13 protein-coding genes and 1 riboswitch are annotated in these 16,407 nt (G+C 55.4%); of the genes, 4 read left to right on the forward strand and 9 right to left on the reverse strand.

What is annotated here, in order from left to right; genetic code table 11:
• Window positions 1-207 precede the first annotated feature (207 nt).
• A complete protein-coding gene (gene murI / locus FQK12_RS22485; RefSeq protein WP_004856053.1) occupies window positions 208-1,062 on the reverse strand; it encodes a glutamate racemase in 855 nt (284 codons plus the stop codon).
• Window positions 1,007-2,875, reverse strand: a complete 1,869-nt coding sequence (gene btuB, locus FQK12_RS22490; protein ID WP_014227443.1) for a TonB-dependent vitamin B12 receptor BtuB — start codon at window positions 2,873-2,875, stop codon at window positions 1,007-1,009. The genes murI and btuB overlap by 56 nt, the downstream gene beginning before the upstream one ends.
• 65 nt (window positions 2,876-2,940) lie before the next feature.
• Window positions 2,941-3,123: riboswitch (cobalamin riboswitch) on the reverse strand.
• Between the two features lie 116 nt (window positions 3,124-3,239).
• Here btuB and trmA point away from each other — a divergent pair.
• On the forward strand, window positions 3,240-4,340 hold the full coding sequence (gene trmA, locus FQK12_RS22495; protein WP_014227442.1) for a tRNA (uridine(54)-C5)-methyltransferase TrmA: 1,101 nt from the start codon (window positions 3,240-3,242) through the stop codon (window positions 4,338-4,340).
• A gap of 46 nt (window positions 4,341-4,386) precedes the next feature.
• Here trmA and FQK12_RS22500 read toward each other — a convergent pair whose 3' ends face one another.
• Window positions 4,387-4,746, reverse strand: a complete 360-nt coding sequence (locus FQK12_RS22500) for a YijD family membrane protein (RefSeq protein ID WP_004856046.1) — start codon at window positions 4,744-4,746, stop codon at window positions 4,387-4,389.
• A 15-nt stretch (window positions 4,747-4,761) separates the two neighbouring features.
• Window positions 4,762-5,397 (reverse strand): HTH-type transcriptional repressor FabR, encoded by a 636-nt coding sequence (fabR, locus tag FQK12_RS22505; RefSeq protein ID WP_004107582.1) that lies wholly within the window; start codon window positions 5,395-5,397, stop codon window positions 4,762-4,764.
• 196 nt (window positions 5,398-5,593) lie between these two features.
• Here fabR and sthA point away from each other — a divergent pair, with 196 nt between their 5' ends.
• The gene (gene sthA / locus FQK12_RS22510) at window positions 5,594-6,994 is read left to right on the forward strand and encodes a Si-specific NAD(P)(+) transhydrogenase (RefSeq protein ID WP_004116922.1); all 1,401 of its coding nucleotides are present in this window, start codon (window positions 5,594-5,596) and stop codon (window positions 6,992-6,994) included.
• Here the strand turns inward: sthA and oxyR are convergent.
• The 4 genes from oxyR to argC all read right to left on the reverse strand — a co-directional run bounded on the left by oxyR (window position 6,977) and on the right by argC (window position 11,400).
• Complete coding sequence (gene oxyR / locus FQK12_RS22515; protein ID WP_014227441.1) at window positions 6,977-7,894, reverse strand: DNA-binding transcriptional regulator OxyR; 918 nt, start codon at window positions 7,892-7,894, stop codon at window positions 6,977-6,979. The two genes, sthA and oxyR, sit on opposite strands and share 18 nt — an antisense overlap.
• A 267-nt stretch (window positions 7,895-8,161) precedes the next feature.
• The gene (gene argH / locus FQK12_RS22520; RefSeq protein ID WP_014227439.1) at window positions 8,162-9,535 is read right to left on the reverse strand and encodes an argininosuccinate lyase; all 1,374 of its coding nucleotides are present in this window, start codon (window positions 9,533-9,535) and stop codon (window positions 8,162-8,164) included.
• 77 nt (window positions 9,536-9,612) lie between these two features.
• Window positions 9,613-10,389 (reverse strand): acetylglutamate kinase, encoded by a 777-nt coding sequence (gene argB / locus FQK12_RS22525; protein WP_088941751.1) that lies wholly within the window; start codon window positions 10,387-10,389, stop codon window positions 9,613-9,615.
• A gap of 6 nt (window positions 10,390-10,395) precedes the next feature.
• A complete protein-coding gene (gene argC / locus FQK12_RS22530; RefSeq protein ID WP_014227437.1) occupies window positions 10,396-11,400 on the reverse strand; it encodes an N-acetyl-gamma-glutamyl-phosphate reductase in 1,005 nt (334 codons plus the stop codon).
• A 184-nt stretch (window positions 11,401-11,584) separates the two neighbouring features.
• Here argC and argE point away from each other — a divergent pair, with 184 nt between their 5' ends.
• Together argE and ppc are read left to right on the forward strand one after the other, a co-directional pair.
• Window positions 11,585-12,736: an acetylornithine deacetylase gene (gene argE / locus FQK12_RS22535; protein WP_014227436.1), complete on the forward strand. Its 1,152-nt coding sequence runs from the start codon at window positions 11,585-11,587 to the stop codon at window positions 12,734-12,736.
• Window positions 12,737-12,989: 253 nt separating this feature from the next.
• Entirely contained in the window at window positions 12,990-15,641 is a 2,652-nt protein-coding gene (ppc, locus tag FQK12_RS22540; protein WP_004856030.1) for a phosphoenolpyruvate carboxylase, read from the forward strand.
• Window positions 15,642-15,736: 95 nt separating this feature from the next.
• On the opposite strand, the gene zinT is transcribed toward ppc, so the two are convergent.
• The gene (zinT, locus tag FQK12_RS22545; RefSeq protein WP_014227435.1) at window positions 15,737-16,384 is read right to left on the reverse strand and encodes a metal-binding protein ZinT; all 648 of its coding nucleotides are present in this window, start codon (window positions 16,382-16,384) and stop codon (window positions 15,737-15,739) included.
• Between the last annotated feature and the right edge of the window lie 23 nt (window positions 16,385-16,407).

Here is a 16,407-nt window from a genome sequence, read left to right on the forward strand (position 1 = left end):
CGAGGTCCCGTATAATACGTTTTCCTCATTCAGAGTCAAGCGATTATTTTCGCTTTTCTCTGCCGGTATTCATCGCTGAATCCCGCTGACCCGGCGGGCTGTAAGCCGTTGTTCCGTGTCAGTGGAGGCGCATTATAGGGAGTTCTGAGACGTTGACAAGCCCTGTCTTCAAAAAATCTTTCAACCGTCTCTTTTTTGTGCAAAATGCTATGAAAGCGCCAGTTTTTCCAGCGACTCGAAGCCATAGCGCCGCAAAACGCTCAAAAGCTGCTCAGTTTCAGGCGTCAGCGCCATACAGTACGCAATATTGGCATCACTCGATTTTGCGTCAGGCGCTTCGTGCTCTAATAGCCAGGCGGTGCGACGCGCAATCGCAGCTCCGGAGTCGATCATTCTCGTCCCTTCCGGCAGAACCTGCTGCAGCTCTTCTTGTATTAGAGGGAAATGCGTACATCCCAGCACAACCGTATCAGGCGGTTCCTGCATTCGTAGCCAGGGACGCAGGATACGCCGCAGTTCATCCAGCGGGACCGGCTCACCGTGCAGTTTGGCCTCTGCCAGTTCTACCAGCTCTGCCGACCCCAGCATTTCGATTTTGCATTCATTCGCAAAACGGGAGATCAGTTCGCGCGTATAAGGGCGTTTTACCGTTCCGCGCGTCGCCAGCAGGCCAACAACGCCATTCGCCGTTAAGCGGGCCGCCGGTTTTATCGCCGGAACGACGCCGACAACCGGAAAGGCGAATTTATCGCGTAAGGCGGGGAGGGAAACGGTACTTGCGGTGTTACAGGCAATAACGGCCAGCGCCAGAGGGTAACGCTGCTGAACCGCAGTCACAATCTCCAGGACGCGTTCAACAATAAACTCTTCACTCTTCTCGCCGTAGGGGAAAGCAACGTTGTCGAAAGCGTAGATATAATGCAGATTCGGCAGAAGCTGCCGAATCTCATTGTAAACCGACAGCCCACCGACGCCGGAATCAAACACCAGCACGGTGGGACGTGGATCAGAAGGTGTAGCTGCCAGACAAGTAGTATTCTCGTCCTGCAGTTTGGTAGCCATAAGCTGTCTCGTAATCTTTATCGAACAGGTTAGCTATTTTACCACGAACTGTCAGGCGATCGGTGATCGGATACGATGCAGAAACGTCTACCGTGCTGTAGCTCGGCAAAATTCTTTGCGTATTGTTGTACTGGGAGGTGTTGTTATCGTAACGCTTCCCATAATACTGCCAGGACACATCCATATCGACATCAAACATGGACCAATCCAGCTGATACTTTGCCTGTCGTTTAGAACGTCGGGCCAGCACTTCACCGTTATCATCGTTACGCGGATCGACATACTGCAACGTTACGCGATGGCTGAAAATACCGGTATCGATACTTCCCGTCCATTCCACGCCTTTAATCGTCGCGGCATTGATATTGTCGTATTCCCCGTCATAGGTAACAGGATCGGAATAATAGGTAATCAGGTTAGTAATTTTGTAATGGTACGCGGACAAGCGCCAGTCCACGGCACCGGTGAGCCCTTCCAGCCCAGCTTCCCACTGTTTCGACTCTTCAGGTTTCAGATTAGGATTCGCGTTGATACCAAATCGGGTGGAGCCAAACTGTTGCCCTAAAGAAGGCGCGAGGAAGCCGGTACCGTAGCCGAGAGTCAGGCGATAATTTTCGACAAACTCCCAGCCTGCGGTAGTCTGCCAGGTACCGTGCCAGCCAAACTGCTCATCGTGGTCTTCACGTCCGGACGCTTCGAGGGTCACGTCGCCAACTTGCTGCTGGCCCGTCAGGTACAGTCCCGTATTGTCACGTTTGTAGGTATCCGACATCGCCGTATCTGATGAAGTTAACCGCTGCTGCTGCCAGTCCACCCCTGCGCTGACAGAGCCATGACCGACAATAACGTTATTGCCCCATTGCAGGTTACGCTGCGTCATCCTGTCGAGCGTCGTCCCATCATTATAACGGCCATAAATACTGCTGTAGTTGTAGTCCTTTATCTTCTGATAGCTGGCGATGAGCTGGGAGGAATAAATTCCGGAATTAAAGTTCAGCCCCGCATCCCAGCTCTGGTTATAGAGCTGGCTTTCATCGGCGCTGTAGGCCGGGCTATACGGCGGGCTTCCCAGATCGTAATCAGAGTTGTTGGTGTAGCTGTGTCCGCGGAAGAAACCGTCAACATTCTCGTTAAATTTATGCTCGAGGCTGCCCCAAAACGTTTTATTACGAAAACCGTCGCGATCGCCGTCGTGATCCCAGGTTGAATCGGGCTGAACGTTAAAGCCTTTATTACCCTCATAAGAACCCGCAACCGTCGCCACCATATCGCCAAAGCGATGGCGCAGGGTACCGTCATATTGTTGGTAGCCTTTCGATCCTACCCCAGCGGTAATTTTGGATTGTTCTTTATCGGAATGCGTAATGACGTTAATCACGCCGCCCATTGCCCCGGAACCATAAATCGCTGAACGCGGGCCGCGGATATATTCGACGCGCTGCACCAGCGACAAAGGGATCTGGTTCAGATCGGGGTTATTTGTAATACCCGGTCGGGCCATGGGAACGCCGTCAACCAGCACCAGAACTTGTTTGGCTTCAGTACCACGGATAAAAAGAGAGGAGGATTGACCCATGCCACCATTTTGTGCGACGTCCACGCCAGGCAATCGGCGCATCACATCGTTTAAATCTTTCGCCTGCCAGCGATCGATATCTTCCCGGGTAACCACATCGGTCGGCGCAAGAACCGTATTGACCGGCTGTTGAAAACGGTTTGCTGTGACCACTAACGTATCTGAATTGCTGTCCTGCGCCCAGCCGGAAAATGCCGTGACGGAGAGCGCCGTCATCAGCGAAGCTTTTTTAATCATTTTTAAAGCATCCGTAATAAACAAAGGATGCCGCCGGCTCTATCAGTAGCACGCGATGATAGAAACCAAATGCGACGTATTCCGGCAGGTCTTCGGGCTTGGAGTGTTTAATGGACGAGGACTTCCCGCTAAATAGCCGCAGTGTCTGCATAATGCGCTCATCCCACTTTTCCTTACCGCTGCGCGTCAGCTCCAGATTTACACTGGATTCCCTATTAACTCATAGGACCGGTAGCACGATGCTATAATCAGAAACATATAGATGTCCAGACTTCTACCGTTATATTTCCTTATATCATCAGGGCTGGACATCCCCGGCGCTTTCCCTACAATCCCCGCGTACTTATTTTATTCAGGATGCATCATGACCCCCGAACACCTTCCTACCGAACAATATGAAGCGCAGCTGGCAGAAAAAGTCGTCCGTTTGCAGAAAATGATGGCGCCTTTTAGCGCCCCGGTTCCGGAAGTGTTTCGTTCGCCGGTCAGCCACTACCGCATGCGCGCAGAGTTTCGCCTGTGGCACGATGGCGACGATCTGTACCACATTATGTTCGACCAGCAGACCAAATCCCGGATCCGCGTCGAGACTTTCCCGGCCGCCAGCGAGCTGATTAATCAGCTGATGGCCGCGGTGATTGAGGGCGTACGCGATAACCCGGTACTGCGCCACAAACTGTTTCAGGTGGATTATCTCACCACCCTGAGCAACCAGGCCGTGATATCGCTGCTGTATCATAAAAAGCTCGACGATGAATGGCGTCAGCAGGCGGCGCGCCTGCGCGATGCGCTGCGGGCGCAAAATCTGAATGTGCACCTGATTGGCCGCGCCACGAAAACTAAAATCGAGCTGGATCAAGACTATATCGATGAACGCTTGCCGGTTGGCGGGCGTGAAATGATCTATCGTCAGGTTGAGAATAGCTTCACCCAGCCAAATGCGGCGATGAACATTCAGATGCTGGAGTGGGCTATCGACGCCACTAAAGGCGCAACCGGCGACCTGCTTGAGCTGTACTGCGGCAACGGCAACTTTTCGCTGGCGCTGGCGCGTAATTTCGAACGCGTGCTGGCAACGGAAATCGCCAAACCGTCCGTCGCGGCGGCGCAATACAATATTGCAGCGAACCACATTGATAACGTGCAGATTATCCGCATGTCGGCGGAAGAGTTTACCCAGGCGATGAACGGCGTGCGGGAGTTTAACCGCCTGCAGGGAATCGACCTGAAGAGCTATCAGTGCGAGACGATTTTCGTCGATCCGCCGCGCAGCGGGCTGGATAGCGAAACGGAGAAAATGGTGCAGGCGTATCCGCGTATTCTCTATATCTCCTGCAATCCGGAGACCCTATGCCAGAACCTGGAAACGCTCAGTGAGACCCACGAGATCGCGCGCCTGGCGCTATTCGACCAGTTCCCCTATACCCATCATATGGAATGCGGCGTGCTGCTAACGAAGAAGTAAAGCTGCGCGAGAAAACCCGGCAACAGCGCTGCTGCCGGGTGAGAGATTATTCAGCGACCGCGTTCTTGCGGTTGCGTAACCTGTAGCCAATCCAGAACACCATAATCACCGACAGAACCGCCGGGAAGAAGTTAGATCCGATGTCCGGGTATTCCGCGCGCACGACGGTACTGTAAACCAGCACGCCGAGAATAAAACAGGCGGCGGCGAGCCCCGGCAAACCCACGGGCATACTACGATTCTGATAGCGCTGATGCAGGCAGTAAACCGTCAGCACCAACGACAAAATGGGGAAGATGGAAAAAGGGACAATGGAGCTGAACAGCGCGGCGAAGGTACCATTAATGGATAAACCTGCGATCAGCGCCAGCAGCAGCGTACCTCTATCTTGTACTGAGTGTTTCATTGCTCGTCCTTCACGTTATTCGGAATGATTTGATATTTTTTCTTGTTCACGGCGATACCAGTAATACGCGCCTTTCGAGATCATTCTGAGCTGCAGCACCAGGCGTTCTTCCAGCTGTCGACGCTGCTCCGGGCCCACATCGAGAGCCTCGGCGCCAGCGCTAAATACGATGGTGACCATAGCTTCAGCCTGCGCTTCGGTAAAGGCGCGCGGCATATGGTTTTCGATTTCTAAATAGTCGGCAAGTTCCGCGATAAAATGCTGAATTTCACGCGCCACGGCGGCACGAAACGCCGCGGAGGTACCGGAGCGTTCCCGCAGCAGCAGGCGGAAGGCGTTCGGGTTGTTGCCAATGAATTCCATAAAGGTGGAAACAGAGGTACGAATGACGCTGCCGCCTTTAGCGATACGCTGGCGCGCCTGGCGCATCAGCTGGCGCAGCATGAGCCCGCTTTCATCCACCATGGTCAGACCCAGCTCATCGACATCGCGAAAATGACGATAGAAGGACGTCGGGGCGATCCCCGCTTCCCGCGCCACTTCGCGCAGGCTCAAGCTGGCAAAACTGCGCTCAGCACTCAGCTGACTGAATGCCGCTTCCACCAGCGAACGCCGGGTTTTTTCTTTTTGTTGCGCTCTTACGCCCATCACGTTGTCTGAATCCTTCCATAAGCCCTTCCGGCACTATACCAGAGATTAGAACTAATCGGTTTACACTGGATTGTGAATGATTGTTTACGAGCTGTTTCTGCTTTTATGCCGCAAAAAAGCACAACGATAATTGGGTTAAAGCGCGGCGAATGTTATCATCGTGTTTATTTTATGTATAAAACAGGTGAGTAATGCCATGTCACACTCTTGGGATTATGATGCAATTGTGATTGGTTCCGGTCCTGGCGGAGAAGGTGCCGCCATGGGGCTGGTGAAACAGGGAGCACGCGTTGCCGTCATTGAGCGCTACCATAACGTCGGCGGCGGTTGTACCCACTGGGGTACCATCCCGTCAAAAGCCCTCCGCCATGCCGTCAGCCGTATTATCGAGTTTAACCAAAATCCCCTCTACAGCGACCATTCCCGTCTTCTTCGTTCTTCCTTCGCCGACATCCTGAACCATGCCGACAGCGTCATTAACCAGCAAACCCATATGCGTCAGGGTTTCTATGAGCGTAACCACTGCGAAATCCTGCAGGGCAATGCCCATTTTGTTGATGAACACACTATCGCGCTGGAGTGCCACGACGGTACCGTGGAAACGGTGACGGCGGAAAAGTTCGTGATTGCCTGCGGTTCACGCCCGTACCATCCGGCAGACGTCGACTTCCATCATCCGCGCATTTATGACAGCGACTCGATTCTCAGCCTGCATCACGAACCGCGCCATGTGATCATCTACGGTGCCGGGGTGATCGGCTGCGAATATGCGTCGATCTTCCGGGGAATGGAGGTCAAAGTGGATCTGATCAACACCCGCGATCGTCTGCTGGCGTTTCTCGATCAGGAGATGTCCGACTCGCTCTCCTATCACTTCTGGAACAGCGGCGTGGTCATTCGCCACAATGAAGAGTACGAAAAGATTGAGGGCGTTGATGACGGCGTCATCATGCATCTGAAATCCGGCAAAAAGCTCAAAGCGGACTGCCTGCTGTACGCTAACGGCCGCACCGGGAACACCGACTCACTGGCGCTGGAAAATATCGGTCTGCAAACCGACAGCCGCGGCCAGCTGAAGGTCAACAGCATGTATCAAACCGCCCTGCCGCATATTTATGCCGTCGGCGATGTGATTGGCTATCCAAGCCTGGCCTCCGCCGCCTACGACCAGGGCCGCATCGCTGCCCAGGCGCTGGTAAAAGGCGAGGCATCGGCGCACCTGATTGAGGATATCCCTACCGGGATTTACACCATTCCGGAAATCAGCTCCGTCGGTAAAACCGAGCAGCAGCTGACGGCAATGAAGGTGCCTTACGAGGTGGGTCGCGCGCAGTTCAAACATCTGGCCCGGGCGCAGATCGTCGGTATGAGCGTCGGTACGCTGAAGATCCTCTTTCATCGCGAAACGAAAGAGATCCTCGGGATTCACTGCTTTGGCGAGCGCGCGGCCGAAATTATTCACATCGGCCAGGCGATAATGGAGCAGAAAGGCGGTGGTAACACCATTGAGTACTTCGTTAACACCACCTTTAACTATCCGACGATGGCGGAAGCCTATCGGGTCGCGGCGTTAAATGGCTTAAACCGCCTGTTTTAACGCGGCGTCGAAATGGCCATCCATCTTACCGCGGATGGCCTCCGCCAGATGTTCATAGCGGCTACGCAGCGGCGAACCCGGACGATAAACCAGCCCCACGGTACGTCTCGGCTCCGGCTTGATGCAGGGCACATAGACCACGCCATCGCGCTTTCTCTCCTGCGGCACGGCCAGGGCTGGCAACAGCGTGATGCCGCTACCGGCAGCCACCATGTTACGCAGCGTTTCGAGGCTCGTCGCCCGGAAATGGGTATCTTCATCGGCGCCCGCTTCAAAGCAAAAGCCCATCGCCTGATCGCGCAGGCAGTGCCCATCTTCCAGCATCAGCAGCTTTTCACCGGCCAGGTCCGACATCGGCACGCACTCGCGGTTCGCCCACGGGTGATCTTCGTAGATAGCCAGCATCATGGGCTCATCAAACAGCGGCACCTCAATAAACGCTTCGCTCTCTTTGACCAGCGCCAGAATCGCGCAGTCGAGCTTACCGCTATCAAGCTGCGCTAAAAGCTGATGGGTTTGTGCTTCATGCAGATACATTTCCAGCTTGGGAAAGGTCTGGTGCAGCATCGGGATAATCAACGGCAACAGATAAGGGCCAATCGTCGGGATCAGTCCAATATGCAGCGGCCCGGACATGGTCTCTCCCTGCTGGCTCGCCATTTCCTTAAGCACTTTGACTTCTCGTAGCACGGTACGCGCCTGATCCACCAGCAGCAGCCCTGCCTGGGTGAACAGAACCTTACGGCTGGTGCGCTCCAGCAACATCACGCCGAGTTCATCCTCCAGCTTACGGATTTGCCCGCTGAGCGTCGGTTGGCTGACGTGGCAAGAATCCGCCGCACGGCGGAAGTGGCGGTGTTCGGCTAGCGCTACCAGATATTCAAGATCGCGAATATTCATTATTCATCCTCCATCGCCACGATAGTCCATGGCGATAGATAGAATAGCAACGAACGATTATCCCTATCAAGGTTTCTGTTCAATAATAAACCCATAAATGAGGAAAACTTCAGAAAATCATTGAGCTTCCTCATCACCTCTCTACCCGGATAACTAAAGCCAACGTGAACTTTTGCGGACCTTGTGTCCGCTTTTTTTTGCATAAAAAAGCCCGGAGTTACCCGAGCTTCGTTTATTTGCCGCCTTAAAAGCAGCCCCGCAGGCGGATCACACCAGACGCTGTTTAGCGTCGGCAATCGCCTGAGCCACCTGCTGAGGAGAAACGCCACCTTTAGCCGCACGCTTATCCAGACACGACTGCAGCGCCAGAATCGGATAGACGTCATCCGCAATCACGGGGCTAAATTTCTGCAAATCGGCCAGAGGCAGATCCTCCAGCGGCTTGCCCTGGGCAATGGCTTCCACTACCGCTTCACCGACAATATGGTGCGCTTCACGGAACGGTACGCCTTTGGCAACCAGGTAATCCGCCAGTTCGGTGGCATTGGCGTAACCCTGCTGCGCGGCTTCTTCACAACGCGGGCGTTTTACCTGAATACCGTCGAGCACCAGTGCCGCCATATGCAGGCAGTCGAGCCAGGTATCAAGCGCGTCAAACAGGCCTTCTTTATCTTCCTGCATATCTTTGTTGTAGGCCAGCGGTAGCCCTTTGAGGGTCATCATCATGCCGGTCAGCGCACCCTGCACGCGGCCGCATTTACCGCGGATCAGCTCCAGCGCATCCGGATTTTTCTTCTGCGGCATCAGGGATGAGCCAGAAGTCACGCGGTCAGAAAGCTCAACAAAGCCCGCTTCGCCGGTATTGAAGAAGATCAGATCTTCAGCAAAACGCGACAGGTGGACCATACCGATTGAGGCATCGGACAGCAGTTCCAGTACGTGATCGCGATCGGACACGCTGTCCAGGCTATTGCGGGTCGCCGATGCGAAGCCCAGCCAGCCGGCAAGCTGTTCACGATCGATTTCATAGGCGGTACCCGCCAGCGCTCCGCAGCCCAGCGGGCTGACGTCCAGACGTTTAAGCGCATCCTGCAGGCGGCTTTCATCACGCGCCAGCATTTCGACATAGGCCAGACACCAGTGGGCAAACGTCACCGGCTGCGCGCGCTGCAGGTGGGTATAGCCCGGCATAACGGCGTCCTGATTATTCTCCGCCGTCTCAACCAGCGCGCTTTGTAGCTGACGATTCGCCGACAGCAGTTCCATCACGGTGTCTTTGCACCACAGCTTCAGGTCGGTCGCCACCTGGTCATTACGGCTACGCCCGGTGTGCAGCTTTTTGCCCAGCTGGCCGACCTTGTCGATCAGCTTACCTTCCACCCAGCTATGAATATCTTCCGCATCGCTTTCAAGGATCTGCTGAGGGTTAGCCCGCACGTCTTCCAGCAGAACGTTCAGCGCCTCTTCCAGCTGTAGCTGCTCATCGGCGGACAGTACGCCCACCGTCACCAGCGCTTTGGACCAGGCAACAGAGCCAACGATATCCTGCTCCGCCAGGCGATAGTCAAAGCGCAAAGAGTCGTTGAACTGTTTGAACCGCTGATCCGCTGCCTGAGTAAAACGCCCACCCCAAAGTGCCATAACATGCTTCCTTAATATCTTTGAATTTTATTGCCCGGCGGCGCTACGCTTACCGGGCCGACAAAATGATAAATTGATTATGCCAGTATACGCGTGCCGATCGGCGTGCCGTTAAACAGCGCAGGGAGCTGCTCCGCGTGGCGCCAGGAGGCGATATCGACCGGGCGGCCTAATGTCCGCGCCGCGTCCAGGGCCGCATTCACTTTGACGATCATGCCGTCGGTGATAATGCCCTGCTCGATCAGCTGTTCAGCCTTCTCGGCGGTCATTTCCGCGATGCGCTGCCCTTTACCATCGAGAATGCCGCTTACGTCAGACAGCAGAATCAGGTCTGCGCCGAGCGTTGCCGCCAGCGCGGTCGCCGCCTGGTCGGCGTTGACGTTCATCAACTCGCCTTCATCGGTGACGCCGATGGAGCTAACGACCGGCATATATCCGCCAGCCAGCAGCGTGTTAATCAGCGCCGGAGAACCCGGCTGAGCGAATCCGACATGACCCAGCTCTTCATCAAGCTGCGTCACTTTGACGCTATCGCCATCGCCGAGGAATAGCCCAACGGCAGCCAGGCCGTGCTTCTTCGCCCACGCCAGCAGCGTTTTGTTGGCGGTTCCCGCCAGCGCGCCGGTAATAATGTCGATCTGATCCGCCGGCGTGACCCGCAGACCGTTTTTCTTGTTCACCGGCAGGTTGAGCTGCTTCATGAGTTCATCCACCACACAGCCGCCGCCGTGCACAATAATCAGCGGGCGATGATGGGATTCGCGGTAGTTCACCAGTGCCGTAAACAGGCGCTCAAGCGCTTCTTCGCTGTCCAGCAGGACGCCGCCAAGTTTGATAATTAAAGGATTCATCATCACACCTTAAATAAGAGACTGCGTCTCAGCGAAGCCGAAACGAATATTTGCGCACTGCACGGCCTGCGCGGCCGCGCCTTTCAGCAGGTTATCTTCCGCCGCCACCACGATGATATGTTCATCCTGGACCGCAAAACCGATATCACAGAATGGCAGACCCACGACATTTTTCAATGCAGGGACACCTTTATCGTATAAACGTACCAGCGGCTTATCCGCATAGGCCTGCTGGAATACCGCCGCCACCTGCTCTTTGCTCACGCCAGGCTTCAGACGGCAGGTAATGGTTTCCAGAATCCCACGCTTAAAATTGCCCAGATGCGGAGTAAAAATAACGTCCGCGCCCAGGTGGGTTGAAATTTCCGGGTGATGACGGTGGTTGAAAACGCCGTAGGGTTGCAGGCTGACTTCGCAGAAGCTATTGCCGATAGAGGCTTTACGCCCGGCGCCGCTGACCCCGCTGGTCGCGTTGATCACCGGCCACTGGTTAAGATCCAGCAGCCCCGCGTCGATCAGCGGTTTTAACGATAGCTGAGCCGCCGTCGGGTAGCAGCCCGGTACGGCGATCAGATTAGCTTCTTTTAGCTTTTCGACGCTCCACTCGGCCAGGCCGTAAACCGCCTGCTCCAGCAGTTCAGGGTGCTGATGAGTGAAACCGTAATATTTTTCATAGAAGGCGCCGTCATTAACGCGGAACGCCCCGGAAAGATCGAACACGACGCAGCCAGCGGCGAGAAACTGCGGCGCCAGGTCATGGCTTACCTCGTGCGCGGTAGCCAGAAAAACGACATCGACTCCGGGGCTAAACTCGCTGATATCGGACATCGGCTGCAGCGGCAGATCGACAATGCCTTTCAGCTGCGGATGCAAATCGGAAACTAATTTTCCCGCATCATTGCTTTGCGCGGAGACCGTCAATGCGGTTATGGTCATATGAGGATGGCGATTTACATAGGCCACTAGCTCTGCGCCGGCATAACCGCTGGCGCCCACAATCAGCGTGTTCAACATTGGGGCTCTTCACCTTCTTGCTTACGTATATTTGCCCTGGAAGACCGTTGCCTTCCCCACCCTGTTGAGCCGTAAGAGCATCATCCTTACATTCGATGGGTTTTCTTACGCTCAACGATAATGTATTTTTATTCACAAATAATGCATGAATATTGATACTATCACGACCCGAGGTGTGTCAACAATGAAAAACAAATTACCGCCCTTTATCGAGATTTACCGCGCGCTGATCGCCACACCTTCCATCAGCGCAACCGAAGAGGCGCTGGATCAAAGCAATGAGTCTTTAATCAATTTACTGGCAGGCTGGTTCCGCGATATCGGCTTTAATGTTGAAGTTCAGCCAGTCCCGGACACGCGTAATAAATTCAACCTGCTGGCCAGCAGCGGCCACGGCGCTGGCGGCCTGCTGCTTGCCGGGCACACCGATACCGTCCCGTTTGATGATGGCCGCTGGACCCGCGACCCTTTTACCCTGACCGAGCACGACAATAAGCTGTACGGTCTCGGCACCGCGGATATGAAAGGCTTCTTCGCTTTTATTCTCGACGCCCTGCGCGACGTTGACGTCACTCAGCTGAAAAAGCCGCTCTATATTCTGGCGACGGCCGATGAAGAGACCAGCATGGCCGGTGCCCGCTACTTCGCCGAGACGACCCAGCTGCGACCGGACTGCGCCATTATCGGCGAGCCCACGTCGCTGCAGCCGATACGCGCGCACAAAGGCCACATGTCCAACGCGGTTCGCATTCAGGGGCAGTCGGGCCACTCCAGCGACCCGGCACGCGGCGTCAACGCGATTGAACTGATGCACGACGCCATTGGCCGCATCATGCAGCTGCGCGACGATTTAAAAGAGCGTTATCACTACGCCGCGTTTACCGTCCCGTATCCCACACTTAACCTCGGGGCAATTCACGGCGGCGATGCCTCCAACCGCATTTGCGCCTGCTGCGAACTGCATATGGATATTCGTCCGCTGCCCGGAATGACGCTCAACGATCTCAACGGGCTCCTTAACGAAGCGCTGGCGCCGGTGAGCGAGCGTTGGCCTGGTCGCCTGACCGTTGCTGAACTGCATCCGCCGATCCCCGGTTACGAATGTCCGCCGGACCATAAGCTGGTTGAGGTCGTCGAAAAACTCCTCGGCGCGCAAACCGACGTGGTCAACTACTGTACCGAAGCGCCGTTTATTCAGACCCTCTGCCCAACGCTGGTGTTAGGCCCGGGCTCTATCAACCAGGCCCACCAGCCGGATGAGTACCTGGAAACGCGCTTTATTAAGCCGACCCGCGAGCTCATCACTCAGGTGGTTCACCATTTTTGCTGGCATTAAATACCCATTCTCTCGTGCGATTTTATCGGCGCGAGAGGGTGACAATTATCACATTTTCATAAGCAACGCTTATCAAGCGACCTCCGAGTTAAATTTCGCAAATTGCCGCCATTTATTCGTTTGCTGAAGCGATTTCGCAACAATTGACGTGGGGGTTTTTACGTGGCTTTATAAAGACGGTTGCTTATCCACTGCTCAAATTATCGAGCGCCGGATATAACAAAATAAAATGAGATGGGGTGTCTGGGGTAACATGAACGAACAATATTCCGCTTTGCGTAGTAATGTCAGTATGCTCGGTAAGGTGCTGGGCGATACCATCAAGGATGCGCTGGGAGAAAACATTCTTGATCGTGTCGAAACTATCCGTAAGTTGTCCAAATCTTCTCGCGCTGGCAATGAAGCCAACCGCCAGGAGCTGCTCACCACGCTGCAAAACTTGTCCAACGACGAGCTGCTGCCGGTGGCGCGCGCCTTTAGCCAGTTTCTGAACCTGGCGAATACCGCTGAGCAATACCACAGCATTTCGCCAAAAGGCGAAGCGGCCAGTAATCCGGAAGTGATTGCCCGCACCCTGAGAAAGCTCAAAGAGCAACCCAATCTCAACGAAACGATTATTAAACAAGCCGTTGAATCCCTGTCGCTGGAGCTGGTGCTGACCGCGCATCCGACCGAAATCACGCGTCGTACGCTGATCCACAAGATGGGCGAGATCAACAGCTGCCTGAAGCAGCTCGATAACAACGACATTGCGGACTATGAACGTCATCAGGTCATGCGCCGTCTGCGCCAGCTGATTGCCCAGTCGTGGCACACCGATGAAATCCGCAAGCATCGCCCTACCCCGGTGGATGAAGCCAAATGGGGCTTCGCGGTTGTCGAAAATAGCCTGTGGGAAGGCGTACCGAACTACCTGCGCGAGCTGAATGAACAGCTGGAAGATAACCTGAACTATCGGCTGCCGGTCGATTTTGTTCCGGTTCGCTTTACGTCCTGGATGGGCGGCGACCGCGACGGCAACCCGAACGTGACCGCCGACATTACCCGCCACGTCCTGCTGCTCAGCCGCTGGAAGGCAACCGATCTGTTCCTGAAAGATGTCCAGCTGCTGATTTCCGAGCTGTCGATGGTTGAGTGCACCGACGAGCTGCGTGAGCTGGCAGGCGCGGAAGGCGCTCAGGAACCCTATCGTTACCTGATGAAAAAACTGCGCACGCAGCTGATGGAGACTCAGGCCTGGCTGGAAGCGCGCCTGAAAGGACAGAAACTGCCGAAACCGGCGGGCCTTATCACGCAAAACGAGCAGCTGTGGGAACCGCTTTACGCCTGTTACCAGTCGCTACAAGCCTGCGGTATGGGCATTATCGCCAACGGCGAGCTGCTCGATACCCTGCGCCGCGTAAAAGCCTTTGGCGTACCGCTGGTGCGTATCGATATCCGTCAGGAAAGCACCCGCCACACCGAAGCGCTGGGCGAAATGACCCGCTATCTCGGCATCGGCGACTATGAAAGCTGGTCAGAAGCCGATAAACAGGCCTTCCTGATCCGCGAACTGAACTCCAAGCGTCCTCTGCTGCCGCGCCAGTGGGAGCCAAGCGAAGAAACGCGCGAAGTGCTCGAGACGTGCAAAGTCATCTCCGAAGCGCCGCGCGGCTCTATTGCGGCCTACGTGATTTCGATGGCCAAAACGCCATCAGACGTCCTGGCCGTGCATCTGCTGTTGAAAGAGGCCGGCATCGGCTTCGCGCTGCCGGTCGCCCCGCTGTTCGAAACGCTGGACGACCTGAATAACGCCGACGACGTTATGACCCAGCTGCTGAATATCGACTGGTATCGCGGCTTTATCCAGGGCAAGCAGATGGTCATGATCGGCTATTCCGACTCGGCGAAAGATGCGGGCGTGATGGCCGCCTCCTGGGCGCAGTATCAGGCGCAGGACGCGTTAATTAAGACCTGTGAAAAAGCCGGCATTGAGCTGACGCTGTTCCACGGTCGCGGCGGTTCTATCGGCCGCGGCGGCGCCCCGGCGCACGCGGCCCTGCTCTCTCAGCCTCCGGGAAGCCTGAAAGGCGGCCTGCGCGTTACCGAACAGGGCGAGATGATCCGCTTTAAATATGGCCTGCCGGAAGTCACCATCAGCAGCCTGTCGCTCTACACCAGCGCGATTCTGGAAGCCAACCTGCTGCCGCCGCCGGAGCCAAAAGCGCAATGGCGCGACATCATGGCCGAGCTGTCCGACGTCTCCTGCGAGATGTATCGCGGCTACGTGCGTGAAAATAAAGATTTTGTTCCTTACTTCCGTTCCGCGACGCCGGAGCAGGAGCTGGGCAAACTGCCGCTGGGCTCGCGTCCGGCCAAACGTCGCCCGACCGGCGGCGTCGAGTCGCTGCGCGCCATTCCGTGGATCTTTGCGTGGACGCAAAACCGCCTGATGCTGCCAGCCTGGCTGGGCGCCGGCGCCGCGCTGCAAAAAGTCGTTGAAGGCGGCAAGCAGAGCGAGCTGGAAAGCATGTGCCGCGACTGGCCGTTCTTCTCTACCCGCCTCGGCATGCTGGAAATGGTCTACTCAAAAGCCGACCTGTGGCTGGCGGAATATTACGATCAGCGTCTGGTGAAACCGGAACTGTGGAAGCTGGGCGAAGAGCTGCGTGAACTGCTGTCCGCCGATATCAACGTGGTACTGGCAATCGCCAACGACTCCCACCTGATGGCCGACCTGCCGTGGATCGCGGAGTCCATCCAGCTACGTAATATCTATACCGACCCGCTGAACGTGCTCCAGGCCGAGCTGCTCCATCGTTCACGTCTGGCGGAAGAGAAAGGTGAAAAACCGGACCCGCGCGTTGAGCAAGCGCTGATGGTCACCATCGCAGGCGTTGCGGCAGGCATGCGTAACACCGGCTAGTTCGCCTTGAGAAACCTGTAGCCCGGCTAAGCGTAGCGCGAGCCGGGTTAAAAACCATAGCTCCGGTAAGCATCGCGTTTACCGGAGCTTTTTTATTAGTGGTGCAGCATTTCGTCGACAATCTGCTCTTTATGCAGCGCATAAGGATAGTAGGTTGGCCAGTTATCCATCTCTTTCAGCAGCGCTTCCTGGGACTCATTGCCCATAAAGATATGGAAATGTTGGGACTTGCGCGGCGCGATGGTGTGATCGCTAAACTGAACAAACTTCGGCGCTTTTGAATCCGCCTGCTGGCATTCAAAGAGGTAGCGCACGCCTTTTTTACCGGATGCGTAGGTCAGGATTTTGTAGCCGGAATAGGCGTACTTACAGGCATTGACGGTTGTTCCGATGTGAAACTCCATGACGTTATCTTCGATACCAATCTGCTCCACATCGGTGGCATAGCCCTTCTTATAGTACTCCCGATATTCCGCCACGCTTTTACCGGCTTTTTTGGCCTTCTGCTCCAGCACGGCATCTAAATCGCCGTTCAGCAGATAGGGATTAACCGACTGCCAGATACCCTCCCAGTCGCTCAGCGCCCTGTCCTTTACGTCCTGGTCGGCAAAAATGCCTTCACTCGCCTTCTGCTCGGCTTCGGTCAGCGCCGGGCCATGGCTATGGTGGCCGTGGGCAACCGCCTGACTGTTCGCCAGTACCAGGCTAATACCAAGCATAAGTGCGGAAATCTTTCGGGTCATCACTCTCTCCTGAGTTAAGGTTT

The organism is Klebsiella sp. ME-303 (assembly GCF_007910085.1).
Lineage (GTDB): Bacteria > Pseudomonadota > Gammaproteobacteria > Enterobacterales > Enterobacteriaceae > Klebsiella > Klebsiella michiganensis.

What these genes read in the sequence shown, in the direction of transcription:
- argB (WP_088941751.1), bottom strand. Translation starts at nt 10,389, where the DNA reads ATGATGAATCCTTTAATTATCAAACTTGGCGGCGTCCTGCTGGACAGC.
- argE (WP_014227436.1), top strand. Translation starts at nt 11,585, where the DNA reads ATGAAAAACAAATTACCGCCCTTTATCGAGATTTACCGCGCGCTGATC.
- btuB (WP_014227443.1), bottom strand. Translation starts at nt 2,875, where the DNA reads ATGATTAAAAAAGCTTCGCTGATGACGGCGCTCTCCGTCACGGCATTT.
- FQK12_RS22500 (WP_004856046.1), bottom strand. Translation starts at nt 4,746, where the DNA reads ATGAAACACTCAGTACAAGATAGAGGTACGCTGCTGCTGGCGCTGATC.
- trmA (WP_014227442.1), top strand. Translation starts at nt 3,240, where the DNA reads ATGACCCCCGAACACCTTCCTACCGAACAATATGAAGCGCAGCTGGCA.
- murI (WP_004856053.1), bottom strand. Translation starts at nt 1,062, where the DNA reads ATGGCTACCAAACTGCAGGACGAGAATACTACTTGTCTGGCAGCTACA.
- sthA (WP_004116922.1), top strand. Translation starts at nt 5,594, where the DNA reads ATGTCACACTCTTGGGATTATGATGCAATTGTGATTGGTTCCGGTCCT.
- zinT (WP_014227435.1), bottom strand. Translation starts at nt 16,384, where the DNA reads ATGACCCGAAAGATTTCCGCACTTATGCTTGGTATTAGCCTGGTACTG.
- ppc (WP_004856030.1), top strand. Translation starts at nt 12,990, where the DNA reads ATGAACGAACAATATTCCGCTTTGCGTAGTAATGTCAGTATGCTCGGT.
- argC (WP_014227437.1), bottom strand. Translation starts at nt 11,400, where the DNA reads ATGTTGAACACGCTGATTGTGGGCGCCAGCGGTTATGCCGGCGCAGAG.
- argH (WP_014227439.1), bottom strand. Translation starts at nt 9,535, where the DNA reads ATGGCACTTTGGGGTGGGCGTTTTACTCAGGCAGCGGATCAGCGGTTC.
- oxyR (WP_014227441.1), bottom strand. Translation starts at nt 7,894, where the DNA reads ATGAATATTCGCGATCTTGAATATCTGGTAGCGCTAGCCGAACACCGC.